The sequence below is a fragment of the Klebsiella sp. Sb-30 genome (genome assembly GCF_057652795.1).
This window is the reverse complement of the sequence record NZ_CM172749.1, coordinates 4,358,285-4,381,645: the sequence shown is the minus strand read 5'-3', so window position 1 is coordinate 4,381,645 and position 23,361 is coordinate 4,358,285. Positions and strand designations below refer to the sequence as shown.

17 protein-coding genes are annotated in these 23,361 nt (G+C 57.2%); 10 read left to right on the top strand and 7 right to left on the bottom strand.

Going from position 1 to position 23,361, the window contains the following annotated elements:
• Window positions 1-185: 185 nt before the first annotated feature.
• The 5 genes from mrcB to fhuB all read left to right on the top strand — a co-directional run bounded on the left by mrcB (window position 186) and on the right by fhuB (window position 8,894).
• Window positions 186-2,738 (top strand): bifunctional glycosyl transferase/transpeptidase, encoded by a 2,553-nt coding sequence (gene mrcB / locus AC236I_RS20530; protein WP_004858069.1) that lies wholly within the window; start codon window positions 186-188, stop codon window positions 2,736-2,738.
• Between the two features lie 229 nt (window positions 2,739-2,967).
• Entirely contained in the window at window positions 2,968-5,181 is a 2,214-nt protein-coding gene (fhuA, locus tag AC236I_RS20525) for a ferrichrome porin FhuA (RefSeq protein ID WP_069476235.1), read from the top strand.
• A gap of 46 nt (window positions 5,182-5,227) precedes the next feature.
• A complete protein-coding gene (fhuC, locus tag AC236I_RS20520) occupies window positions 5,228-6,025 on the top strand; it encodes a Fe3+-hydroxamate ABC transporter ATP-binding protein FhuC (protein ID WP_004858074.1) in 798 nt (265 codons plus the stop codon).
• Complete coding sequence (gene fhuD / locus AC236I_RS20515; RefSeq protein WP_004858076.1) at window positions 6,025-6,915, top strand: Fe(3+)-hydroxamate ABC transporter substrate-binding protein FhuD; 891 nt, start codon at window positions 6,025-6,027, stop codon at window positions 6,913-6,915. The genes fhuC and fhuD overlap by 1 nt, the downstream gene beginning before the upstream one ends.
• Window positions 6,912-8,894: a Fe(3+)-hydroxamate ABC transporter permease FhuB gene (gene fhuB, locus AC236I_RS20510; RefSeq protein ID WP_086817248.1), complete on the top strand. Its 1,983-nt coding sequence runs from the start codon at window positions 6,912-6,914 to the stop codon at window positions 8,892-8,894. Before fhuD ends, fhuB begins: the two co-directional genes overlap by 4 nt.
• Window positions 8,895-8,969: 75 nt before the next feature.
• On the opposite strand, the gene hemL is transcribed toward fhuB, so the two are convergent.
• A complete protein-coding gene (gene hemL / locus AC236I_RS20505; RefSeq protein WP_004858082.1) occupies window positions 8,970-10,250 on the bottom strand; it encodes a glutamate-1-semialdehyde 2,1-aminomutase in 1,281 nt (426 codons plus the stop codon).
• A gap of 178 nt (window positions 10,251-10,428) precedes the next feature.
• Here hemL and clcA point away from each other — a divergent pair, with 178 nt between their 5' ends.
• Complete coding sequence (clcA, locus tag AC236I_RS20500; protein WP_015585111.1) at window positions 10,429-11,847, top strand: H(+)/Cl(-) exchange transporter ClcA; 1,419 nt, start codon at window positions 10,429-10,431, stop codon at window positions 11,845-11,847.
• 81 nt (window positions 11,848-11,928) lie between these two features.
• Window positions 11,929-12,273 carry an iron-sulfur cluster insertion protein ErpA gene (gene erpA / locus AC236I_RS20495; protein WP_004858085.1) on the top strand — a complete coding sequence of 115 codons (345 nt, stop codon included), beginning with the start codon at window positions 11,929-11,931 and terminating at the stop codon, window positions 12,271-12,273.
• A 57-nt stretch (window positions 12,274-12,330) separates the two neighbouring features.
• Here the strand turns inward: erpA and AC236I_RS20490 are convergent, their stop codons facing one another.
• The 3 genes from AC236I_RS20490 to mtnN form a co-directional block, all read right to left on the bottom strand.
• Window positions 12,331-12,954 carry a TRIC cation channel family protein gene (locus AC236I_RS20490; RefSeq protein ID WP_015585110.1) on the bottom strand — a complete coding sequence of 208 codons (624 nt, stop codon included), beginning with the start codon at window positions 12,952-12,954 and terminating at the stop codon, window positions 12,331-12,333.
• Between the two features lie 142 nt (window positions 12,955-13,096).
• The gene (gene btuF, locus AC236I_RS20485) at window positions 13,097-13,897 is read right to left on the bottom strand and encodes a vitamin B12 ABC transporter substrate-binding protein BtuF (protein WP_004858089.1); all 801 of its coding nucleotides are present in this window, start codon (window positions 13,895-13,897) and stop codon (window positions 13,097-13,099) included.
• Complete coding sequence (gene mtnN / locus AC236I_RS20480) at window positions 13,890-14,588, bottom strand: 5'-methylthioadenosine/S-adenosylhomocysteine nucleosidase (RefSeq protein WP_004858091.1); 699 nt, start codon at window positions 14,586-14,588, stop codon at window positions 13,890-13,892. Before mtnN ends, btuF begins: the two co-directional genes overlap by 8 nt.
• Before the next feature lie 84 nt (window positions 14,589-14,672).
• On the opposite strand from mtnN, the gene dgt reads away from it, so the two are divergent.
• The 3 genes from dgt (at window position 14,673) to AC236I_RS20465 (ending at window position 19,109) form a co-directional block, all read left to right on the top strand.
• Entirely contained in the window at window positions 14,673-16,187 is a 1,515-nt protein-coding gene (gene dgt / locus AC236I_RS20475) for a dGTPase (RefSeq protein ID WP_071359161.1), read from the top strand.
• A 134-nt stretch (window positions 16,188-16,321) separates the two neighbouring features.
• Window positions 16,322-17,761, top strand: a complete 1,440-nt coding sequence (gene degP, locus AC236I_RS20470; RefSeq protein ID WP_004858096.1) for a serine endoprotease DegP — start codon at window positions 16,322-16,324, stop codon at window positions 17,759-17,761.
• Window positions 17,762-17,951: 190 nt separating this feature from the next.
• Window positions 17,952-19,109 (top strand): CdaR family transcriptional regulator, encoded by a 1,158-nt coding sequence (locus tag AC236I_RS20465; protein WP_032716594.1) that lies wholly within the window; start codon window positions 17,952-17,954, stop codon window positions 19,107-19,109.
• 90 nt (window positions 19,110-19,199) lie between these two features.
• Here the strand turns inward: AC236I_RS20465 and AC236I_RS20460 are convergent, their stop codons facing one another.
• The 3 genes from AC236I_RS20460 to glnD all read right to left on the bottom strand — a co-directional run bounded on the left by AC236I_RS20460 (window position 19,200) and on the right by glnD (window position 23,220).
• On the bottom strand, window positions 19,200-19,589 hold the full coding sequence (locus AC236I_RS20460) for a DUF3461 family protein (RefSeq protein WP_004858100.1): 390 nt from the start codon (window positions 19,587-19,589) through the stop codon (window positions 19,200-19,202).
• A 107-nt stretch (window positions 19,590-19,696) separates the two neighbouring features.
• Entirely contained in the window at window positions 19,697-20,521 is an 825-nt protein-coding gene (dapD, locus tag AC236I_RS20455) for a 2,3,4,5-tetrahydropyridine-2,6-dicarboxylate N-succinyltransferase (protein WP_004858103.1), read from the bottom strand.
• Between the two features lie 35 nt (window positions 20,522-20,556).
• The gene (gene glnD, locus AC236I_RS20450; protein WP_004858104.1) at window positions 20,557-23,220 is read right to left on the bottom strand and encodes a bifunctional uridylyltransferase/uridylyl-removing protein GlnD; all 2,664 of its coding nucleotides are present in this window, start codon (window positions 23,218-23,220) and stop codon (window positions 20,557-20,559) included.
• Window positions 23,221-23,361: the final 141 nt, after the last annotated feature.

Here is a 23,361-nt window from a genome sequence, read left to right as displayed (position 1 = left end):
TGAATTCTCCAGGAGTACATAAACATACATCATGACCGCGCCCTGAGACGCGAAGTGCTGTGATACCGAGGTCGTGGCCTGCGGGTTGAGACCTCCGGGCGTGAATTTGAGAGATATCTTCTTCCTCTTTCAAGAGGAAGTATTGAGAATCAGGCTTTTACGCCTGAAAGTTGCGGAGAAAAAGCATGGCGGGAGATGACCGCGAGCCTATCGGACGTAAGGGAAAGCCCTCGCGTCCGGCAAAACAAAAAGTGACTCGTCGTCGGGTCCGGGATGAGGACTACGACGATGATTACGACGATGATGATTATGAGGATCAAGAGCCGATGCCGAAGAAAGCAAAAGGCAAAGGTAACAAGCCTCGCCGTAAACGTACCTGGCTATGGCTACTGTTCAAGCTAGGGATCGTGGTCGCGGTGCTGGTTGCCGCTTACGGTGTCTACCTCGATCAGAAAATCCGTAGCCGTATCGACGGCAAAGTCTGGGAGCTTCCGGCGGCGGTCTATGGCCGGATGGTTAACCTCGAACCGGATATGCAGATCAGCAAAAATGAGATGGTGCGTCTGCTGAATGCCACGCAGTACCGCCAGGTCAGCGCGATGACGCGTCCGGGCGAGTACACCGTGCAGGCCAACAGCATTGAGATGATCCGTCGTCCGTTTGATTTCCCTGATAGTAAAGAAGGGCAGGTGCGTGCACGCCTGACCTTTGACGGCGATCATCTGGAAACGATTGAGAATATGGAGAACAACCGCCAGTTCGGCTTCTTCCGTCTCGATCCGCGGCTGATCACGATGCTGCAGTCGGCAAATGGCGAACAGCGTCTGTTTGTCAAGCGCAGCGGTTTCCCGGACCTGCTGGTGGATACGCTGCTGGCGACCGAAGACCGTCACTTCTATGAACACGACGGGATCAGCCTGTACTCGATTGGTCGTGCGGTGCTGGCGAACCTGACGGCCGGGCGCACGGTGCAAGGGGCCAGTACGCTGACCCAGCAGCTGGTGAAAAACCTGTTCCTTTCCAGCGAGCGTTCTTACTGGCGTAAAGCGAACGAAGCCTATATGGCGCTGATCGTTGATGCGCGTTACAGCAAGGATCGTATCCTTGAGCTGTATATGAACGAGGTATACCTCGGTCAGAGCGGCGACAACGAAATTCGCGGCTTCCCGCTGGCGAGCCTCTATTACTTTGGCCGCCCGGTCGAAGAACTCAGCCTCGACCAGCAGGCGCTGCTGGTCGGGATGGTGAAAGGGGCATCGATTTACAACCCGTGGCGTAATCCGAAGCTGGCGCTGGAACGACGCAACCTGGTGCTGCGTCTGCTGCAGCAGCAGAACGTGATCGATCAGGAGCTGTATGACATGCTGAGCGCGCGTCCGCTGGGCGTGCAGCCGCGCGGCGGCGTGATCTCTCCACAGCCGGCATTTATGCAGATGGTTCGTCAGGAGCTGCAGGCGAAACTGGGCGATAAGGTGAAAGATCTCTCCGGCGTGAAGATCTTTACTACCTTTGACTCCGTTGCGCAGGATGCGGCAGAAAAAGCGGCGACCGACGGCATTCCGGCCTTGAAGAAACAGCGTAAGCTGCCGGATCTGGAAACCGCGATGGTGGTCGTTGACCGCTTTACGGGCGAAGTGCGGGCGATGGTCGGCGGTGCGGAACCGCAGTTTGCCGGTTACAACCGCGCGATGCAGGCCCGCCGTTCAATCGGTTCTCTGGCGAAGCCAGCGACCTATCTGACGGCGCTGAGCTTGCCGAACCAGTATCGCCTGAACACCTCGATTGCCGATGCACCGATCTCCATCCGTCTGCCAAACGGTCAGACCTGGTCCCCGCAGAACGACGATCGTCGCTTTAGTGGTCAGGTGATGCTGGTGGATGCGTTGACGCGCTCGATGAACGTGCCGACCGTTAACCTCGGGATGGCGCTGGGCCTGCCGGCGATAACCGACACCTGGGTCAAACTGGGCGTGCCGAAAGATCAGCTGCACCCGGTACCGGCGATGATTCTCGGGGCGTTGAACCTGACGCCGATCGAAGTCGCGCAGGCGTTCCAGACCATCGCCAGCGGCGGTAACCGCGCGACGCTTTCGGCGCTGCGTTCGGTCATCGCCGAAGATGGTACCGTGCTGTATCAGAGCTATCCGCAGGCAGAGCGTGCGGTGCCGGCGCAGGCGGCGTACATGACGCTGTGGACCATGCAGCAGGTTGTGCAGCGCGGTACCGGCCGTCAGCTTGGCGCGAAGTATCCGGGCCTGCATCTGGCAGGGAAAACCGGGACCACCAACAATAACGTCGATACCTGGTTTGCCGGTATTGACGGCGGTCAGGTGACCATTACCTGGGTGGGTCGCGATAACAACCAGCCGACGAAACTCTACGGTGCCAGCGGCGCCATGTCTATTTACCAGCGCTATCTGGCTAACCAGACGCCGACGCCGCTGGTGTTGACGGCACCGGAAGACGTGGTGGATATGGGCGTGGACAGCAATGGCAACTTCGTGTGTAGCGGGGGGATGCGTTCGCTTCCGGTCTGGACAACCACGCCGGATGCGCTGTGTCGCCAGGGCGAGCAGATGCAACAGCAGCAGCTGGAGCAGCAGCAGCAGAACAATCCGTTCAATCAGTCCGGACAGCAGCAGCCGGCGCAACAACAGCAGCAACAGCAACAGCCCGCGAAGCAGGAAAAGAGCGATGGCGTAGCAGGCTGGATTAAGGATATGTTCGGCGGTAACTGATCGTCGTCACCAGGCCCTCTGATACAAATGTATCAGAGGGCTTTTTTATTTCTGCACATTACTTAACAGTCACTTAACCCCACAATAACTGCCTGGTTATTATTTCATCCTTCAGTCTTCAGCGCGGGGCATACCACTTGCCTTGTATTCTGCGTTTCGCCTATTATGTCAACGGTCATAATAATAATTCTCGTTTACGTTATCATTCACTTTCATCAGAGATATACCCATGGCGCGTCCAAAAACTGCTCAGCCAAATCACTCGCTGCGTAAAATCGCAGTCGTAGTAGCCACGGCGGTTAGCGGCATGTCTGTCTATGCGCAGGCAGCAGTTGAACCGAAACAAGAAGAAACCATCACCGTTATCGCGGCACCTGCCGCGCAAGAGAGTGCCTGGGGCCCGTCGCCCACGATCGCGGCGAAACATTCGGCAACTGCGACCAAAACCGATACCCCGATTGAAAAAACACCGCAGTCTGTCTCCGTCGTCACCCGTGCCGAGATGGACATGAAGCAGCCGACGACGGTGAAAGAGGCGCTGTCCTATACGCCGAGCGTCTTCTCCACCCGCGGCAGCTCTACCACCTATGATGTGGTGACCATTCGCGGCTTCACGACCTCCACAACGGTCAATACCAACCAGTATCTGGACGGCATGAAGCTGCAGGGGAATAACTATTCAGAAGTGTCGATGGACCCTTACTTCCTTGAACGTGTGGAAGTGATGCGTGGGCCAACATCGGTACTGTACGGCAACAGCAACCCTGGCGGCATCGTCAGTATGGTGAGCAAGCGTCCGACGACCGAACCGCTGAAAGAAATTCAGTTCAAAATGGGTACCGATAATCTGTGGCAGACCGGTTTTGACTTCAGTGATGCCATCGATGATAACGGCGTATGGTCGTATCGACTGACCGGTTTAGGCCGCAGTCAGGATGCGCAGCAGCAGATGGCGAAATCGACTCGCTACGCGGTCGCGCCCTCCTTCAGCTGGCGTCCGGATGATAAAACCGACTTCACTTTCCTGAGCAACTTCCAGAACGATCCGTATGCCGGTTACTACGGCTGGCTGCCTCGCGAAGGGACCGTGGTGCCGTATTACGACGCCAACGGCAACGCCCATAAGCTGCCGACTGATTACAACGAAGGCGAGCCGGATAACAAGATGTCCCGCCGTCAGCAGATGGTCGGCTACAGCTTCTCGCATCAGTTCGATGACACCTTCACGGTGCGTCAGAACCTGCGCTATACCGACGTGAAGACGCTGTATCGCTCCGTTTACGGTAACGGCTATTCGGCTCCGGGCCAAATCAACCGCGCCTATGTGCGTTCTGATGAACATCTCAATACGTTCACCGTTGATACGCAGCTGCAGTCTGATTTTGCCACCGGCGCGGTTAACCATACGTTGCTGACCGGCGTTGATTATTCGCGCATGCGTAACGATGTGAATGCGGAATACGGTTCTGCCGATTCAATCAGCATGAACAATCCGCAATACGGTGATGCGAACGTCAACGTGAACTTCCCCTACGCGGTGCTGAACCGCATGGAGCAGACCGGCCTGTATGCTCAGGACCAGATGGAGTGGGACAAATGGGTAATGACGCTGGGCGGCCGCTATGATTACGCCATGGCTTCGACTCTGACGCGCTCTTCTAACGATCTCGCGGAAAACCACGATCAGCAGTTTACCTGGCGTGGTGGTATTAACTATCTGTTCGATAACGGCATCTCTCCGTACTTCAGCTATAGCCAGTCCTTCGAACCGGTTTCCGGCTCTTCCCGCGAAGGCAAGCCGTTCGATCCTTCTCGCGGCGAGCAGTATGAAGCGGGCGTGAAATACGTCCCGAAAGATATGCCGGTGGTGGTGACCGCGGCAGTCTATCAGCTGACCAAAGACAAAAACCTGACCGCGGATCCCAACGATCCGTACGGAATTTATAGCATTCAAACAGGTGAAATTCGCTCACGCGGCTTTGAGCTGGAAGCAAAAGCAGCGGTCAATGCCAATATCAACCTGACGGCGGCCTATAGCTATACCGATGCGGAGTACACCGAAGACACCGTATTCAAAGGCAAACGTCCGGCGGAAGTTCCGCGCAACATGGCGTCGCTGTGGGCGGATTATACCTTCCACGAGAGCGCGCTGAGCGGTCTGACGGTCGGGGCCGGGGCGCGTTATATCGGCTCGACGGTGAGCTACTACAAAAATGATACCGACACCGGGAAGAAAAACGACTCCTTCAACGTGGCCGGCTATGCATTGATGGATGCCACGGTGAAATACGATCTGGCGCGTTTTGGTCTGCCAGGATCGTCTGTGGGGATCAACGTGAACAACCTGTTCGATCGTGAGTACGTATCCAGCTGCTACAGCGAATACGCGTGCTACTGGGGCGCAGGACGTCAGGTTATTGCGACCGGAACCTTCCGCTTCTAATCACTTACCGGGCGCGGTTCGCCGCGCCGTTCACCAGGTCGCCGCTATGCAGGAAAACTCTCCGCACTCTGATACCACGTTTTCGTTGAATCGCGTTACCTTTCGCGTACCTGGCCGTACGCTGCTGCATCCTCTCTCCTTAACTTTCCCGGCGGGAAAAGTGACGGGGCTGATTGGCCATAATGGCTCCGGCAAATCCACACTGCTGAAAATGCTCGGCCGTCATCAGCCGCCGTCGGAAGGCGATGTGCTGCTGGACGGGCAGCCTCTGGACAGCTGGAGCAGCAAGGCCTTTGCCCGTAAAGTGGCCTATCTGCCGCAGCAGCTGCCGCCGGCGGAAGGGATGACCGTACGCGAGCTGGTGGCCATCGGCCGCTATCCGTGGCACGGCGCGCTGGGGCGTTTCGGTGCCGCCGACCGGGAAAAAGTTGAAGAGGCGATTGCGTTGGTCGGCCTTAAGCCGCTGGCGCACCGGCTGGTTGACAGCCTGTCAGGCGGTGAGCGCCAGCGGGCGTGGATTGCCATGCTGGTGGCGCAGGACAGCCGCTGTTTATTGCTGGATGAACCTACCTCGGCGCTGGATATTGCCCATCAGGTGGATGTCCTGGCGCTGGTGCATCGTTTGAGTCAACAGCGCGGGTTAACGGTGATCGCCGTTCTGCACGATATCAACATGGCTGCCCGTTACTGTGATTATCTGGTCGCGTTACGTGGTGGGGAGATGATTGCTCAGGGCACGCCCGCGCAGCTGATGCGCAGCGAAACGCTGGAGCAAATTTACGGTATTCCGATGGGTATTCTGCCGCATCCGGCGGGTAGCGCGCCGGTAAGCTTTGTCTATTGATGGAAAAGACCCCTTTCATTACCCGTCGCCGTCTGCTGGCGGCGATGGCCCTGTCGCCCCTGCTGTGGCAGATGCGCGGCGCTCAGGCCGCAAGCTTCGATCCGCAGCGTATTGTGGCGCTGGAGTGGCTGCCGGCAGAACTCCTGCTGGCGCTTGGCGTGACGCCCTACGGCGTGGCCGATATCCCGAACTATAACCTGTGGGTGAATGAACCGGCGCTGCCTTCCTCGGTGATTGATGTTGGGCTGCGTACGGAGCCGAATCTTGAGCTGCTGACGCAGATGAAACCGTCGTTTATCGTCTGGTCGGCCGGATATGGGCCGTCGCCAGAGAAGCTGGCGCGCATTGCCCCGGGGCGGGGATTCACCTTCAGCGACGGTAAACGACCGCTGCAGATGGCGCAGCAATCTCTCAACGAGATGGCCGAGTTGATTGGCCGGCAGCAGGCGGCGAAGCGCCATCTGGCGGAATTTGACGCGCTGATGGAGAATCTGCGCCCGCGTTTCGCCCGCCGTGGCGATCGTCCGCTGCTGATGATCACCTTGCTCGATCCCCGCCATGTCCTGGTTTTCGGCAATAATTGCCTGTTTCAGGAGGTGCTCGATCGCCTGGGGATTAAAAATGCCTGGCGCGGTGAAACCGCCTTCTGGGGCAGCGTCAGCGTGGGAATCGATCGACTGGCCGCCTACAAAGAGACCGATGTTATCTGCTTCGACCACGGTAATCGTGCCGAAATGAGCCAACTGATGAGTACGCCGCTCTGGCAGGCGATGCCGTTTGTCCGCGAAGGGCGCTTCCAGCGCGTGCCGGCTGTCTGGTTCTACGGTGCGACGCTGTCGGCAATGCATTTTGCCCGCGTGCTGGCGGATGTCCAGGGAGGTGAGGCATGAGATCGCGACTGTCTCCTCTGGCGGCACTGCTGCTGACGGTGCTGGCGATGACCGCATTTGCGCTCAGCTTCTTGAATCTCCAGGCGGCGTTGCCGCAGCACGAGTGGCGCCAGGCGCTGTGGCAGCCGGATATCGACAATATCGCTCAGATGTTGTTCCACTACAGCCTGCTGCCGAGACTGGCGGTGTCGCTGCTGGTTGGCGCGGGGCTCGGACTGGTGGGCGTGCTGTTCCAGCAGGTGCTGCGCAACCCGCTGGCGGAACCGACCACCCTCGGGGTCGCGACCGGCGCTCAGCTGGGGATGACGGTGACGACGCTGTGGGCGATTCCCGGCGTACTGGCGTCGCAATTCGCCGCGCTGGCGGGGGCCTGTTTTGTCGGGGCGCTGGTTTTCGGCGTCTCGTGGGGAAAACGGCTGTCGCCGGTAACCCTGATTCTTGCCGGTCTGGTGGTCAGTCTGTACTGCGGGGCGCTGAACCAGCTGATGGTTATTTTCCATCACGATCAGCTGCAAAGTATGTTCCTGTGGAGCACCGGTACGCTGACGCAAACCGACTGGAGCGTGGTGCAACGGCTGTGGCCGCAGCTGCTCGGCGGCCTCATGTTAACGTTGCTGCTGCTGCGTCCCCTCACGCTGATGGGGCTGGATGATGGCGTGGCGCGTAATCTCGGACTGGCGCTCTCTCTGGCGCGTCTGGCCACGCTGACGCTGGCGATCGTTATCAGCGCGTTGCTGGTGAATGCGGTGGGGATTATCGGTTTTATCGGCCTGTTTTCGCCGCTGCTGGCGAAAATGCTCGGCGCGCGTCGTCTGCTGTCGCGTCTGCTGCTGGCGGCGGTGATTGGCGCGCTGATTCTCTGGCTGTCAGACCAGATCATTCTGTGGCTGACCCGGGTATGGCGAGAAGTGTCCACCGGTTCCGTGACGGCGCTGATCGGCGCGCCGCTGCTGCTGTGGCTGCTGCCGCGCTTGCGCAGCATCAGTGCGCCGGTGATGAATGCCGGCGATAAAGTGCTGGTGGAACGGCAAAACGTACGGGGATTTGCGTTTGGCGGTTTGCTGATCCTGCTGCTGGCGCTCCTCGTCGCCCTGGCCTTTGGGCGGGATGCGCAGAGCTGGCACTGGGCGAGCGGCACGCTGTTGGATCAACTGATGCCGTGGCGCTGGCCGCGGGTGTTCGCCGCGCTGTTCGCCGGGGTGATGCTGGCGGTCGCGGGGTGTATTATCCAGCGCCTGACCGGTAACCCGATGGCCAGCCCGGAAGTGCTGGGCATCAGCTCCGGCGCAGCTTTTGGTATTGTCCTGATGCTGTTTTTCGTTCCCGGCAACGCTTTCGGCTGGCTGCTGCCGGCCGGTAGCCTGGGGGCGGCGGCGACGCTGCTGGTGATCCTGGTGGCTGCCGGGCGCGGCGGTTTCTCGCCGCACCGGATGCTGCTGGCGGGGATGGCGCTCAGCACCGCCTTCACTATGCTGTTGATGATGCTGCAGGCCAGCGGCGATCCGCGCATGGCGCAGATTCTGACGTGGATTTCCGGCTCGACTTACGGCGCCACGCCGGAGATGGTCGTTCGGAGCGGGATGGCGATGGTGCTGCTGCTGATTCTGGTGCCGCTGTGTCGGCGCTGGCTGACGATTCTGCCGCTGGGTGGTGAAGCCGCACGCGCGGTAGGTATGGCGCTGACGCCGTCGCGGGTCGCTCTGCTGCTGCTGGCCGCTGGCCTGACGGCGGCCGCCACGCTGACTATCGGCCCGCTGAGTTTTGTTGGCCTGATGGCGCCGCATATTGCGCGCATGATGGGATTCCGCCGGACGATGCCGCAGATGGTGATGGCCGGGTTGATCGGCGGGTTGCTGCTGGTCTTTGCCGACTGGTGCGGGCGAATGATGATGTTCCCGTATCAGATCCCCGCAGGTCTGCTGTCGACCTTTATCGGCGCGCCGTACTTTATTTATCTGCTGAGGAAACAGAGCCGATAATTTTCCCCGGTGGCGCTTCGCTTACCGGGGCGACAAAAACACAGGCCGGGCAAGCTTGCGCTGCCCGGTCTTGAATTACAGCTTCGCAAACGCCTTACGGGCGGCGGCGATGGTATCGTTGATATCATCAGGGGTGTGGGCAATCGACATAAAGCCGGCCTCAAACGCCGATGGCGCCAGATAGACGCCTTCTTCCAGCATCAGATGGAAGAAACGCTTAAAGCGTTCAACGTCGCACTTCAGCACATCCTGATAGCAGGTGACCGTTTCGGCATCGGTAAAGAAGAGGCCGAACATGCCGCCCACATTATTCACCACCAGCGGAATGCCCGCTTCGCGCGCGGCATCCAGCAGCCCTTGAGAGAGCTGATTGGTTAAATCGGTCAGCGTTTCGTGGACGCCCGGCTGGGCGACTTCGCTCAGGCAGGCAAAACCGGCCGCCATGGCGATCGGGTTACCAGACAGGGTTCCGGCCTGATACACCGGGCCGGTCGGGGCCAGGGCATCCATCACATCGCGACGACCGCCAAATGCGCCGACCGGCATACCGCCCCCGATGATCTTGCCCAGACAGGTCAGATCCGGAACCACGTCGTAGTATGACTGCGCGCCCGCCAGCGCCACGCGGAAGCCGGTCATCACTTCATCGATAATCAGCAGCGCGCCAAATTCGTCGCACAGCGCGCGCAGGCCCGGCAGGAACGCCGGTAGCGGCGGGATGCAGTTCATGTTGCCGGCTACCGGCTCCACGATGATGCAGGCAATCTCTTGCGGATATTGCTCAAACGCGGCGCGAACGGAGGCCAGATCGTTATAGGTGCAGGTCAGGGTATGTTTAGCAAAATCAGCCGGTACGCCCGGTGAGTTCGGCTGGCCCAGGGTCAGCGCGCCGGAGCCCGCTTTCACCAGCAGACAGTCGGCGTGGCCGTGATAGCACCCTTCAAATTTGATGATTTTGTCACGGCCGGTAAAGCCACGGGCCAGGCGAATGGCGCTCATCGTCGCTTCGGTACCGGAGTTCACCATCCGCACCATATCCATCGTTGGGACCAGTTCGGTCACCAGCTCCGCCATTTTGACTTCCATTTCCGTCGGCGCGCCAAAGCTCAGGCCGCGCTCCGCGGCTTCAATCACCGCGTTGCGAATGGCCGGATGGTTATGGCCCAGTACCATGGGGCCCCAGGAGCCGACATAATCGATATACGCTTTACCGTCGACATCGTACAGCCTGGCGCCGTCGGCGCGTTCGATAAACAGCGGTGTACCGCCGACGCCGCTAAAGGCGCGGACCGGCGAGTTCACGCCGCCGGGGATGAGTTCACGTGCGGCGCTATAGAGTGTTTCAGATTTGCTCATTGCCATGATCCTGGTTCGTGATAAATGTTTTGCTGGTTATTCTAAGTTATTCCAGGATAGTTATGAAAGTTTTGCCCAATTGAAACAAAGCGCAGCAGGTGCATTTTTCCCGCGACGTAGGACGTTCAGAAGGCTAAAATGTCCCCTTCGTATTTGTATGACTATTGACGATAAGAGTATGAAAACAGAAGCCTCTACTTTTGAAGCAAAACAAATCGTGCGCTTGCGTCGTGGCGATGTGGTACGTCGATTAGTTCAACGTGACAAAACGCCGCTGGCGGTGCTGCTGATGGCCGCGGTGGTCGGCACGCTGGCCGGGCTGGTGGGGGTCGCCTTTGAAAAGAGCGTCAGCTGGGTGCAGAACATGCGCATCGGTTCCCTGGTGCAGGTGGCGGATCACGGGTTCCTGATTTGGCCGCTGGCTTTTATTTTATCTGCGTTGCTGGCGATGGTGGGCTATTTTCTGGTGCGTCGTTTCGCGCCGGAGGCAGGGGGATCCGGTATACCGGAGATCGAAGGGGCGCTGGAAGAGCTGCGTCCGGTTCGCTGGTGGCGAGTGCTGCCGGTAAAATTTATCGGCGGGATGGGGACGCTGGGCGCCGGCATGGTGCTCGGTCGCGAAGGGCCAACGGTACAGCTGGGCGGCAACGTCGGGCGAATGGTGCTGGATATTTTCCGCATGCGCAGCCCCGAAGCGCGCCACACGTTGCTGGCCACCGGGGCCGCGGCGGGGCTCTCTGCGGCATTTAACGCGCCGCTGGCGGGGATTTTATTCATTATCGAAGAGATGCGCCCGCAGTTTCGCTACAACCTGATTTCGATTAAAGCCGTCTTTACCGGCGTGATTATGTCGAGCATTGTGTTCCGTATCTTTAATGGCGAATCGGCGATTATTGAGGTCGGCAAGCTGAGCGATGCGCCGGTGAATACGCTGTGGCTGTACCTGATCCTGGGGATGATTTTTGGCTGCGTTGGCCCGCTGTTTAATAGCCTGGTGCTGCGCACCCAGGATATGTTCCAGCGTATTCATGGCGGCAATACGAAAAAGTGGGTACTGATCGGCGGGCTAATTGGCGGAATGTGCGGCGTTCTCGGGCTGATTCAACCGGCGGCGGCAGGAGGCGGTTTTAACCTGATTCCGATTGCTGCGGCGGGCAACTTTTCCGTTGGCCTGCTGCTGTTTATCTTTATCGCCCGCGTGATAACCACGTTACTCTGTTTCTCCTCCGGGGCGCCCGGCGGCATTTTTGCGCCGATGCTGGCGCTGGGAACCTTGCTGGGAACCGCCTTCGGGATGGCCGTCACGCCGATGCTGCCGGCCTATCATCTGGATGCCGGGACCTTTGCGATTGCCGGAATGGGGGCCCTGCTGGCGGCGTCAATCCGCGCTCCGCTGACCGGGATTGTGCTGGTGCTGGAGATGACCGATAACTATCAGCTCATTCTGCCAATGATTATTACCTGTCTTGGCGCAACACTACTGGCGCAATTCCTTGGCGGTAAGCCTTTGTATTCCACGATCCTGGAGCGCACGCTGGCGAAACAGGCCGCAGAACAGGCGGCAAAAGCGCAGCAGGTTGCCGGGGAGAATACTTGAACGATTTACCAGGGTATTAGATAATGGCTCATAAGGTCGGGTTATTCTTTAACCGGTCAGAAGTATCAATGGGAGCATAAAATGAGTGATGACGTAGCGTTGCCGCTGGAGTTTACTGAAGCTGCAGCCAAAAAAGTAAAATTCCTGATTGCAGATGAAGACAATCCAAACCTGAAACTGCGTGTGTATATCACCGGTGGTGGTTGCAGTGGTTTTCAGTACGGCTTCACCTTTGACGATCAGGTTAACGAAGGCGATATGACCATCGAAAAACAGGGCGTCGGCCTGGTGGTCGATCCGATGAGCCTGCAGTATCTGGTCGGCGGTGCCGTCGACTACACTGAAGGCCTGGAAGGCTCGCGTTTTATCGTGACCAACCCGAATGCGAAAAGTACCTGCGGCTGCGGGTCTTCATTCAGCGTCTGATCCCCGCACTGGATTCTCGCCCCGGTAGTTTTTCTCCGCCGGGGCAATTTCCCCGTTCTATCGCCCGTGATCATCGAGGGCAAAAGTCGGCAGCTTCAGATGCCAACGGATGGCCGCAAGGCGAATCATCAGCGTGACGACCATGCCCATCATCGCCGAGTTCTGCAGCGAAACATGAAAAGTGTCATAGGCCGTGGCGTGCACGATACCGCCGACAATACAGGCCGTGGCATAGATTTCCGTGCGTAAAATCATCGGAATTTCGCGCGCCAGTACGTCGCGAATGATCCCGCCGCCTACGCCGGTGACGACACCCATACAGATAGCGACCAGCGGGCCGCTGTGGGCCAGAAACGCTTTATTCACTCCGATGCCGACAAATACCGCCAGACCAACGGCATCAAGCACCGGCAATATCCATTTCGGCAGTCGGCGTGGCTGGCGCACCAGCAGAATGGTCAGCATGCTGGTGACCATCGCCACCACCAGATCAGTGGGGTCTTTTACCCAGAACACCGGGCCGTTGGCGAGCGCCATATCGCGAATGGTCCCACCGCCCACGGCGGTGACAACGCCGAGCACCAGCACGCCAAACGGATCCATCCGGAGTTTACCGGCCAGCAATACGCCCGAGATAGCAAATACGGCGGTGCCAATAATATCCAGCCAATAGACAAGCATCGTCAGTTCTCGTTAAGCGCCCGGATCCTTAGGCTATTTTTACTCACCAAATTGCACCCGCACGGCGTCCGCCAACCGTACGTATGTCGGTTACACTGGCGTTCTCTGTAACGGATGTCGTTATTACCCTGCGCAAACGGCGCTATTTGACCTGCCCGAGCGCCTCGCAGAGCTGTTTTGCGGCGAGGATAATACGCGGGCTTGCGCGTTCAAACCAGTCGCCATCTACTGCAATCAGGGAAATTTTTAACTGATTATGCCAGTAACGTTCAACTTCAGGGAGTCTGCTGGCATCACCGGCGATAACAATGGCCTGAGGCTGCCTTGCCAGGACCTGTTCACGACTCACCTGGGGCCAGGGAACCGGGCTGGAGGCAAAAATGTTGTCACCGCCGCACAACGTCAGCACCTGGTCCTGAATCGATCCCCGACTGCTGGTAAAAAGGGGATTGCTGCCAAACTGCAGAAAGACGCGTTTTTTCGGCGTATGTGCGTAGCGGGCTTTGAGGGCATCATAGTCGTCCTGCATTCGCTGTGCGGATGCGCGAGCCTTTTCCGGCTGCGGACTCCACTGCGCCAGCTGTCGCAGCGTCGCAATGATCTCTTCAATCGTCGCGGTATTGACCCAGAGTACCTTGATCCCCAGCGCGCTCAGTTGATTAACCTGCCGCTCGGCATTGCCGCCGCGCCATGCCAGAATCAGGTCCGGCTGCAACGCGACAATGCGTTCCAGGTTCATCCCTTGCCAGCTGGCAACCTGTTCGATACCGGCCGCTTGCGGCGGATAATCGGAATGGCTGCTGACGCCAACCGGCGTAATACCGGCGGCAAAGGCCAGTTCGGTATTGGAGGGGGATAGCGTGATAACCCGCGGCGCGGCGAAGAGCCACGCCGGGGTAAGCAGCAGCAGAGCGGCAAGCGCCCGTTTTAGCGACTTAGCCACGCGCCAGCGTCTGTACCAGTTTTTCCACCATCAGCGTGGACTGTTTGGCGGCAACGGTGAGGAACTCATCAAAGCTCAGGTGAGACTGCTGATCCGCCACGTCGGAAATCGCGCGTACCACCACGAACGGCACGCCGAAGTTGTGGCAAACATGGGCAATCGCCGTTGCTTCCATTTCAACCGCTACGGCCTGCGGGAAGTTGTGGCGGATTTTCGCCAGCCCGACCGAGCCGTTGATGAAGGCGTCACCGCTGACGATCAGGCCGCGCACCGCGTGCAGATTCAGCGCTTCGATGCAGCTTTGCGCGGCGGCAATCAGCTTATCGTCGGCTTTGAAGCCTGCCGGGCAGCCTGGCAGCTGGCCATACTCATAACCAAAGGCGGTGACGTCGGCATCGTGGTAGCGGGTCTCGTCGGAGATGACGATGTCGCCGACTTTCAGCGTCGACGCCAGTCCGCCTGCGGAGCCGGTGTTGATAATCACGTCCGGCTTGCAAATCTCCAGCAGCAGGGCAGCGCCCATCGCCGCCGCCACTTTGCCAATGCCTGATTTTAACAGGGCGACATCGGTGCCGTTCAGCTGGCCGGTGTAGATTTCGCTCCCGCCATGGGTCAGAGTCTGACGGTTTTCGATTTTGTCGCGCAGAAGGGTAACTTCTTCTTCCATAGCGCCAATAATGCCGATTTTCATAGATTTACTCGCGATGTGTCAGGTTTAGTTGCATAGTCTATCATGCACTCAAAGGGAAACGTTATTGCTCGCGCGGGAGAGGCCATGGCAAAGATTGATTTTCGCAACAAGATTAACTGGCGTCGGCGCTACCGCTCGCCGCAGGGGGTCGAAACGGAACGTGAGATCCTGCGTATTTTTGAAAGCGATCGCGGGCGCATTATCAACTCGCCGGCAATCCGCCGTTTACAGCAAAAAACCCAGGTCTTCCCGCTGGAACGTAATGCCGCGGTGCGGACTCGTTTAACCCACTCCCTTGAAGTTCAGCAGGTGGGACGCTATATCGCCAAAGAGATCCTCAGTCGCCTGAAAGAGCAGCGTCTGCTGGAAGCCTACGGGCTGGATGAACTCACCGGACCGTTTGAGAGCGTGGTGGAAATGGCCTGCCTGATGCATGACATCGGCAATCCGCCGTTCGGCCATTTTGGCGAGGCGGCGATTAATGACTGGTTCCGTCAGCGGCTCGCGCCTGACGATGCCGCCGGCGCGCCGTTAGCGCAGGATCGTTGTACGGTGGAGGCGCTCCGTTTGCAGGAGGGCGCTGACGAACTGAATGTGCTGCGGAGCAAAGTTCGTCAGGATCTGTGCTGGTTTGAAGGCAACGCGCAGGGTATTCGCTTAGTGCATACCCTGATGCGGATGAATCTGACCTGGGCGCAGGTTGGCTGCATTCTAAAATATACGCGCCCGGCGTGGTGGCGGGGAGAACTTCCCTCCAGCCACAGTTATTTAATGAAGAAGCCTGGTTATTATTTAGCCGAAGAGGGCTATATTGCGAGGTTGCGTAAAGAACTGGAGCTGGCTCCTTACAATCGTTTTCCGTTGACCTGGATTATGGAGGCGGCGGACGATATCTCATATTGTGTGGCCGATCTTGAGGATGCGGTAGAAAAACGTATTTTCAGCGTAGAACAACTTTATCAGCTGCTTCACGAGGCGTGGGGGCAGCATGAAAAAGGCTCTTTATTTTCGCAAGTGGTAGAAAATGCCTGGGATAAATCGCGCGCGAATTCTCTGAGTCGAAGTACAGAAGATCAGTTCTTTATGTATTTACGGGTCAACACGCTGAATAAACTGGTGCCGTATGCGGCACGCCGGTTTATCGATAATTTACCGAAGATCTTTGCCGGTGATTTTAATCATGCGCTGCTTGAGGACGATAGCGACTGCAGTCAGCTGCTGGAACTATATAAAAACGTTGCGATAAAACATGTGTTTAGTCATCCAGACGTTGAGCAGCTGGAATTACAAGGCTATCGGGTGATTAGCGGTCTTCTGGATATCTATGAGCCGCTGTTAAAATTATCGCTGGAGGAGTTTAGCTTATTAGTGGAGAAAGAGCGGGTGAGGAGCTTACCTATCGCCTCGCGCTTGTTCCAGAAACTTTCGACGCGTCATCGGCTGGCCTATGTTGAAGCAGTAAATAAGGTTTCGCATGATGCTGAAGAATTTCCGGTGATGGAATATTATTATCGCTGCCGTCTGATACAGGACTATATCAGTGGGATGACGGATTTGTATGCATGGGATGAATATCGACGCTTGATGGCGGTGGAATAAGTACAGGTTTTGTAAAGACGAACAATAAATTTTTACTTTTTCCAGATGCTTAATTCCGGAACTTAGCGCGATAAAATGACTCTGATAGTCACATACATAGCAATTTGCATTATCTAAAATCGAGATTGAGACATATGAAAAAAACCACGTTAGCAATGAGTGCACTGGCTCTGAGTTTAGGTCTGGCGTTATCCCCGCTCTCTGCGAGCGCGGCAGAAACGTCCTCTTCGGCCTCAAGTACACAGCAAATGCCAAGCCTGGCCCCGATGCTGGAAAAAGTGATGCCGTCGGTTGTCAGCATTAATGTTGAAGGCAGCACAACGGTCAACACTCCGCGGATGCCGCGTAACTTCCAGCAGTTCTTTGGTGATAATTCACCGTTCTGCCAGGATGGTTCGCCGTTCCAGAGTTCTCCGTTCTGTCAGGGCGGTGGACAGGGCGGCGGGGCGCCGGGTGATGGCGGTCAGCAGCAGAAATTTATGGCGCTGGGCTCCGGGGTGATCATCGATGCGGCTAAAGGCTATGTCGTGACCAATAACCACGTTGTGGATAATGCGACCACGATTAAAGTACAGCTGAGCGACGGACGTAAGTTTGATGCCAAAGTCGTTGGCAAAGATCCGCGTTCCGATATTGCGCTGATCCAGATTCAGGATCCGAAAAATCTGACGGCGATTAAGCTGGCAGATTCCGATGCGCTGCGCGTCGGTGACTACACCGTCGCGATCGGTAACCCGTTTGGTCTGGGTGAAACCGTCACTTCGGGTATTGTCTCCGCGCTTGGCCGTAGCGGACTGAACGTTGAAAACTACGAAAACTTTATCCAGACCGATGCGGCGATCAACCGCGGTAACTCCGGCGGTGCGCTGGTTAACCTGAACGGCGAACTGATCGGGATTAATACCGCGATCCTGGCGCCGGACGGCGGCAATATCGGTATCGGTTTTGCCATCCCGAGTAACATGGTCAAAAACCTGACCGAGCAGATGGTTAAGTATGGCCAGGTGAAACGCGGCGAGCTGGGTATTATGGGGACCGAGCTGAACTCTGAACTGGCGAAAGCGATGAAGGTCGATGCGCAGCGCGGTGCCTTCGTCAGCCAGGTTATGCCGGGTTCTGCGGCGGCGAAGGCCGGTATCAAAGCCGGTGACGTGATTACCTCGCTGAACGGTAAGCCTATCAGCAGCTTCGCGGCGCTGCGTGCGCAAGTCGGTACTATGCCTATCGGTAGCAAAGTCCAGCTGGGACTGGTACGCGACGGCAAAGCGGTCAATGCGACCGTCGAACTGCAGCAGAGCAACCAGACTCAGGTTGACTCCAGCACCATCTTCAATGGTATTGAAGGTGCGGAAATGAGCAACAAAGGTCAGGACAAAGGTGTGGTGGTCAATAATGTGAAAGCGGGGACTCCGGCGGCACAAATTGGCCTCAAGAAAGGCGACATCATCGTCGGCGCTAACCAGCAGCCGGTGAAAAATATCGCCGATCTGCGCAAAATCTTTGATGCCAAACCTTCGGTGCTGGCGCTGAACATCCAGCGTGGCGATAGCACTATCTATCTGCTGATGCAGTAATCGCTAACGGCTAAACCAGCCCCTTCTCCTCGTTGCGGGAAGGGGCTTTTTTTTGCCCCGCTATCCGCCGCGCTTTCCTTTCTGTGACTCCACCCGCAACTCCATACTTCTCTGCCTGGCTTTATGCATATGCACAATGCGACGTTCGGCCAACTCTTTTATGCTGACCCCCTGTTGACGGGAGGGTTACATGGCTGGCTGGCATCTTGATACCAACATGGCGCAGGATATCGTTGCGCGAACGATGCGCATCATTGATACCAATATCAACGTAATGGACTCCCGCGGGCGCATTATCGGCAGCGGCGATCGCGAGCGAATTGGGGAATTGCACGAAGGGGCGCTGCTGGTGCTTTCCCAGGGGCGGGTCGTGGATATTGATGATGCGGTTGCTCGTCATCTACACGGCGTGCGTCAGGGGATTAACCTGCCTTTGCGTCTGGAGGGGGAGATCGTCGGCGTGATTGGCCTCACCGGCGAACCAGAAACGCTGCGCAAATATGGCGAGCTGGTGTGCATGACCGCCGAGATGATGCTGGAGCAGTCGCGGTTAATGCATCTTCTGGCCCAGGATAGCCGCCTGCGTGAAGAGCTGGTCATGAACCTGATTCAGGCAGAAGAGAATACGCCCGCCTTAACCGAGTGGGCGCAGCGGCTGGGCATCGATCTGAACCAGCCTCGCGTGGTCGCGATGATTGAAGTGGATAGCGGTCAGCTCGGGGTAGACAGCGCCATGGCCGAACTGCAGCAGCTGCAAACCGCCCTGACCACGCCCGATCGCAACAATCTGGTGGCGATTGTCTCACTGACCGAGATGGTGGTGCTCAAACCGGCATTCAATGCCTTTGGTCGCTGGGACGCGGAGGATCACCGCAAACGAATCGATCAGCTGATCGCCCGAATGAAAGAAAACGGCCAGCTGCGCTTTCGCGTGGCGCTGGGGAACTTCTTTACCGGCCCCGGCAGCATCGCCCGTTCCTGGCGCACCGCGCGTACCACGATGATGGTCGGCAAACAGCGGATGCCCGAGAGCCGCAGCTATTTTTATCAGGATTTAATGTTACCGGTGCTGCTCGATAGCCTGCGCGGCGGCTGGCAGGCCAATGAACTCGCCCGTCCTCTGGTCAGGCTGAAGGCGATGGATAATAACGGTCTGTTGCGGCGTACTCTACAAGCCTGGTTTCGCCATAACGTGCAGCCGCTGGCGACGTCAAAGGCGCTGTTTATTCATCGTAATACGCTGGAGTATCGCCTGAATCGTATTGCTGAACTGACGGGACTGGACCTGGGGAGTTTTGACGATCGTTTGCTGCTTTATATTGCGCTGCAGCTGGATGAACAGCGTTAGAAGATAGCCCGGATAGCGACACAGTGTCTTCTCCGGGTTGTTGTGGGTCTCTCCCCGGAAAGCATCGCCGGCCAGGGAGTGAAAACCAACTTATTTATTCCGCGTCAGTTTTTCCAGATCGGCTTCAATTTCACTGATCTTATGAGTGACGACGCTTTCCAGATGACGCAGATCGTCAAGGATCTTACGTTTGAGGTCGACTTCGGTACGATCGCGCTGGCAGATCTGATCCAGCTCATCGATAACGTAGCGCAGATTCGGGCTAATTTCCTGAACCTCTTTATACCCCTGGCCTACGCCATCTGCGACAACGGTCTTACGCTGGCGCGGGTATTTAAACTTGACGCTTTTGGCGAAGAACTCGCCTTTGTCTTTCTGAAAATAGATTTTCAGAATGTCGTTGTTGGCTTCCTGCCGCAGGCTATAGCGATCGATCTCATCAGGATTGGTAATGCCAAGACTTTTCAGATTATCGTACATAACGGTACCTTTGATATCATCATAACCTTTGAATAATTAACGAAAAGATCCATCTTCGCCAGCTTCAAATATAAAAAAAGCGGGATATCTCCCGCTTTTTATTCTGCTTAGTCGATGGTACGCAGCAGTTCGTTAATGCCGACCTTGCCGCGAGTTTTCGCATCCACTTTCTTCACGATAACGGCGCAGTACAGGCTGTACTTGCCATCTTTCGACGGCAGGTTGCCGGAAACCACCACTGAGCCCGCCGGAACGCGGCCATAATGGACTTCGCCGGTTTCGCGATCGTAAATTTTGGTGCTTTGACCCAGGTACACGCCCATGGAGATCACGGAGCCTTCTTCAACGATCACGCCTTCAACCACTTCAGAGCGTGCGCCGATGAAGCAGTTGTCTTCGATGATTGTCGGGTTAGCCTGCAGCGGCTCCAGCACGCCACCGATGCCGACGCCGCCGGACAGGTGCACGTTTTTACCGATCTGCGCGCAGGAACCCACGGTGGCCCAGGTATCTACCATGGAGCCTTCATCAACGTAGGCGCCAATGTTGACGTAGGACGGCATCAGCACGGTGTTGCGGGCAATAAATGCGCCCTGACGAACCGCCGCCGGCGGAACCACGCGGAAGCCTTCTTTCTGGAAACGCGCTTCATCATAGTCAGCGAATTTCATCGGCACTTTATCGAAGTAGCGGCTTTCCGCACCGTCGATAACCTGGTTATCGTTAATACGGAAAGAGAGCAGAACCGCCTTCTTCAGCCATTGATGGGTGACCCACTGGCCATCGATTTTTTCAGCGACACGCAGCGCGCCGGAATCAAGCAGAGAAATCACCTGGTTAACCGCTTCGCGGGTTACGGTATCCACATTTGCCGGCGTGATGTCGGCGCGACGCTCAAAAGCGGACTCAATAACATTCTGTAATTGCTGCATTGTTTTACTCTTTCTCTTTACACATTAAAAGTTCGTCACCCTTTATCGTTTGGATTGAGGGCCTCTGTCAACCGTTGTTGTACTTCTTGTTGGAGCGCATTATTAAGCCCACGCCGGTCCGCCGTCGCGATTATAAATAAATCTTCTACTCGCTCACCAATTGTCGTAATTCTGGCCCCGTGAAGCGAAATATTGAGGTCGGCGAACACCTGACCCACGCGAGCCAGCAGGCCCGGCTGATCGAGCGCAATCAGCTCAAGAAACGATTTTCTGTCGGTGTGCGTTGGCAGGAAATTGACTTCGGTAACGACGGAGAAATGGCGAAGTTTCGCCGCCTGACGGCGCGGTGCCGGCGGCTGCCAGCTGCGTTGGGTGATGGTCTGTTCCAGGCCGTGGCGGATCATCTCATGGCGATCGGCGGAAAGCGGACTGCCGTCCGGTTCCAGTACAATAAAGGTATCCATCGCCATGCCGTCGCGGGTGGTAAAAATCTGGGCATCGTGAACGCTGAGGTTGCGGCGATCCAGCTCGCCACAGACGGCGGCAAACAGGTACGGGCGGTCCGGGCTCCAGATAAAAATTTCGGTCCCGCCGCGCGTGGCCTGCGAGCTGAGCAGGATCATCGGTTTGCTCAGGTCGTGTTTGAGCAAATTGCGGGCGTGCCAGGCGAGCTGGTTCGGCGTATGGCGCACGAAGTAGTTGGCGCGGCAGCGATTCCAGATTTGATGCAGCGCCTCTTCATTAATATTTTCCATCCGCAGGAGCGCCAGCGCCTGCAGCTGATGATGGCGTACCCGTTCGCGCATATCTGGCGTGCTTTGCATCCCGCGACGCAGCTGTTTTTCGGTGGCGAAATAGAGCTCGCGCAGCAGGCTCTGCTTCCAGCTGTTCCACAAGGTTTCGTTGGTCGCACAGATATCGGCGACGGTCAGGCACACCAGGTAGCGCAGGCGGTTTTCGGTTTGCACCTCTTCGGCAAACTGCTTGATGACCTCCGGATCCTGAATATCACGGCGCTGAGCGGTGACCGACATCAACAGATGATGGCGTACCAGCCAGGCCACCAGCTGGGTTTCCCGCGAGTTAAGCCCGTGCAGCTCGGCGAATTTCAGCACATCCTGGGCACCGAGGACAGAATGATCGCCGCCGCGACCTTTAGCAATATCATGGAACAGGGCGGCAATCAGAATCAGCTCCGGGTGCGTCAGGCGAGGCCACAGTTCTACGCACAGCGGGTGGCGACTGCGGGTCTCTTCTTTGGCAAAGCTTTCCAGCTTCAGCATCACGCGGATCGTATGTTCATCGACCGTATAGGCATGAAACAGGTCAAACTGCATCTGGCCCACAATATGCGACCACTGCGGCATATAGGCCCACAGTACGCTGTGGCGGTGCATCGGCAACAGCCCCCGGCTGACCGCGCCCTGGTGGCGCAACATGCTGAGGAAAATCGTGCGCGCTTCCGGGATATAGCACAGCGGCTGCGTCAGATGGCGCCGCGCGTGGCGCAGGTGGCGAAGCGTCGTGGAGTAGATGCCGGTGATGTTGCTGTTACGCACCATAATATAGAACATGCGCAGGATCGCCTGCGGTTCGCGCATAAACAGCGTATCGTCGCGCAGGTCAATCAGCGTGCCGCGCAGCTGAAAATCATCATCGATGGGCCGCGGCTTTTCATCTTCGGTGAGGGCGAGGATTGCTTCATCAAACAGCTGGAGCAGCATGTGATTCAGTTCGCTGACCCGCCGGGTGACGCGGAAAAAATCCTTCATCATGTATTCGATAGGCTGATTGCCTTCGCCTTCGTAGCGCAGTCGGCGGGCGACGCTGAGCTGGCGGTCGAATAGCAGGCGGTTATCGTAGCGGTTTAACTCGAGGTGCAGCGCAAAGCGAATCCGCCACAGCTGGTGCAGACATTCGTTAAGCTCGTTACGTTCGGCTTCGGTGAGAAAGCCGAAGCCAACCATTTCATCCAGCGAGGTGGCGCCGAAGTGGCGACGGGCGACCCACTGTAGGGTGTGGATATCTCGCAGGCCGCCTGGGCTGCTTTTCACATCTGGTTCGAGGTTATAGCTGGTGCCGTGGTAGCGCTGGTGGCGGATGTTCTGCTCTTCGACCTTGGCGGCAAAAAACTTCTCTGAAGGCCAGAAACCATCGCTGAAGATATGTTTCTGCAGTTCAAGAAACAGGGCCACATCGCCAATCAGCAGGCGAGATTCAATCAGGTTGGTCGCGACGCTAAGATCGGACAGTCCTTCCAGCAGGCACTCTTCGAGCGTGCGTACGCTGTGGCCGACCTCGAGCTTGATATCCCACAGCAGCGTCAGCAGTTCGCCCACCTTCTGCGCCTGCTCATCGGAGAGTTTTTTGCGGCTGAGAATCAGCAGGTCGACGTCGGAGAGCGGGTGCAGCTCGCCACGGCCATACCCCCCGACCGCGACCAGCGCCAGATCGCTGACCGGACCAAAGCCAAAATCAATCCACAGGCGCTGGAGCAACTGGTCGATAAATTCGGTGCGCGCTTCGATTAGCTGCCCGGCGGCGATACCGCTATCAAACGCTTCACCCAGCCAGCGCTGGAAAATATCGAGGTGTGCCTTGATGGTGGCACAGGTCAAATCACCTTGCGGCCAGCTACCCGGATTCTCTGGCTGACCGGAGAGGGTAGGGGAGACAGTGTCAGGTAAAGAGTTGCTCATCGCGTCACCATAAGAAAATAACTATCGCCCATAAAAAATCGCCGGGAGCGATTTTTAACGTCGCCCGCGACGGCCCATCGGGTGACGGGCAGGACGCCCGTCATAAAAAAGCCGGGAGCGATTTTTAACGTCGCTTGCGGC

Bases quoted from the DNA above. Each gene is read 5' to 3' on its own strand.
- mrcB (WP_004858069.1), top strand. From the start codon at position 186: ATGGCGGGAGATGACCGCGAGCCTATCGGACGTAAGGGAAAGCCCTCG.
- fhuA (WP_069476235.1), top strand. From the start codon at position 2,968: ATGGCGCGTCCAAAAACTGCTCAGCCAAATCACTCGCTGCGTAAAATC.
- fhuC (WP_004858074.1), top strand. From the start codon at position 5,228: ATGCAGGAAAACTCTCCGCACTCTGATACCACGTTTTCGTTGAATCGC.
- fhuD (WP_004858076.1), top strand. From the start codon at position 6,025: ATGGAAAAGACCCCTTTCATTACCCGTCGCCGTCTGCTGGCGGCGATG.
- fhuB (WP_086817248.1), top strand. From the start codon at position 6,912: ATGAGATCGCGACTGTCTCCTCTGGCGGCACTGCTGCTGACGGTGCTG.
- hemL (WP_004858082.1), bottom strand. From the start codon at position 10,250: ATGAGCAAATCTGAAACACTCTATAGCGCCGCACGTGAACTCATCCCC.
- clcA (WP_015585111.1), top strand. From the start codon at position 10,429: ATGAAAACAGAAGCCTCTACTTTTGAAGCAAAACAAATCGTGCGCTTG.
- erpA (WP_004858085.1), top strand. From the start codon at position 11,929: ATGAGTGATGACGTAGCGTTGCCGCTGGAGTTTACTGAAGCTGCAGCC.
- AC236I_RS20490 (WP_015585110.1), bottom strand. From the start codon at position 12,954: ATGCTTGTCTATTGGCTGGATATTATTGGCACCGCCGTATTTGCTATC.
- mtnN (WP_004858091.1), bottom strand. From the start codon at position 14,588: ATGAAAATCGGCATTATTGGCGCTATGGAAGAAGAAGTTACCCTTCTG.
- dgt (WP_071359161.1), top strand. From the start codon at position 14,673: ATGGCAAAGATTGATTTTCGCAACAAGATTAACTGGCGTCGGCGCTAC.
- degP (WP_004858096.1), top strand. From the start codon at position 16,322: ATGAAAAAAACCACGTTAGCAATGAGTGCACTGGCTCTGAGTTTAGGT.
- AC236I_RS20465 (WP_032716594.1), top strand. From the start codon at position 17,952: ATGGCTGGCTGGCATCTTGATACCAACATGGCGCAGGATATCGTTGCG.
- AC236I_RS20460 (WP_004858100.1), bottom strand. From the start codon at position 19,589: ATGTACGATAATCTGAAAAGTCTTGGCATTACCAATCCTGATGAGATC.
- dapD (WP_004858103.1), bottom strand. From the start codon at position 20,521: ATGCAGCAATTACAGAATGTTATTGAGTCCGCTTTTGAGCGTCGCGCC.
- glnD (WP_004858104.1), bottom strand. From the start codon at position 23,220: ATGAGCAACTCTTTACCTGACACTGTCTCCCCTACCCTCTCCGGTCAG.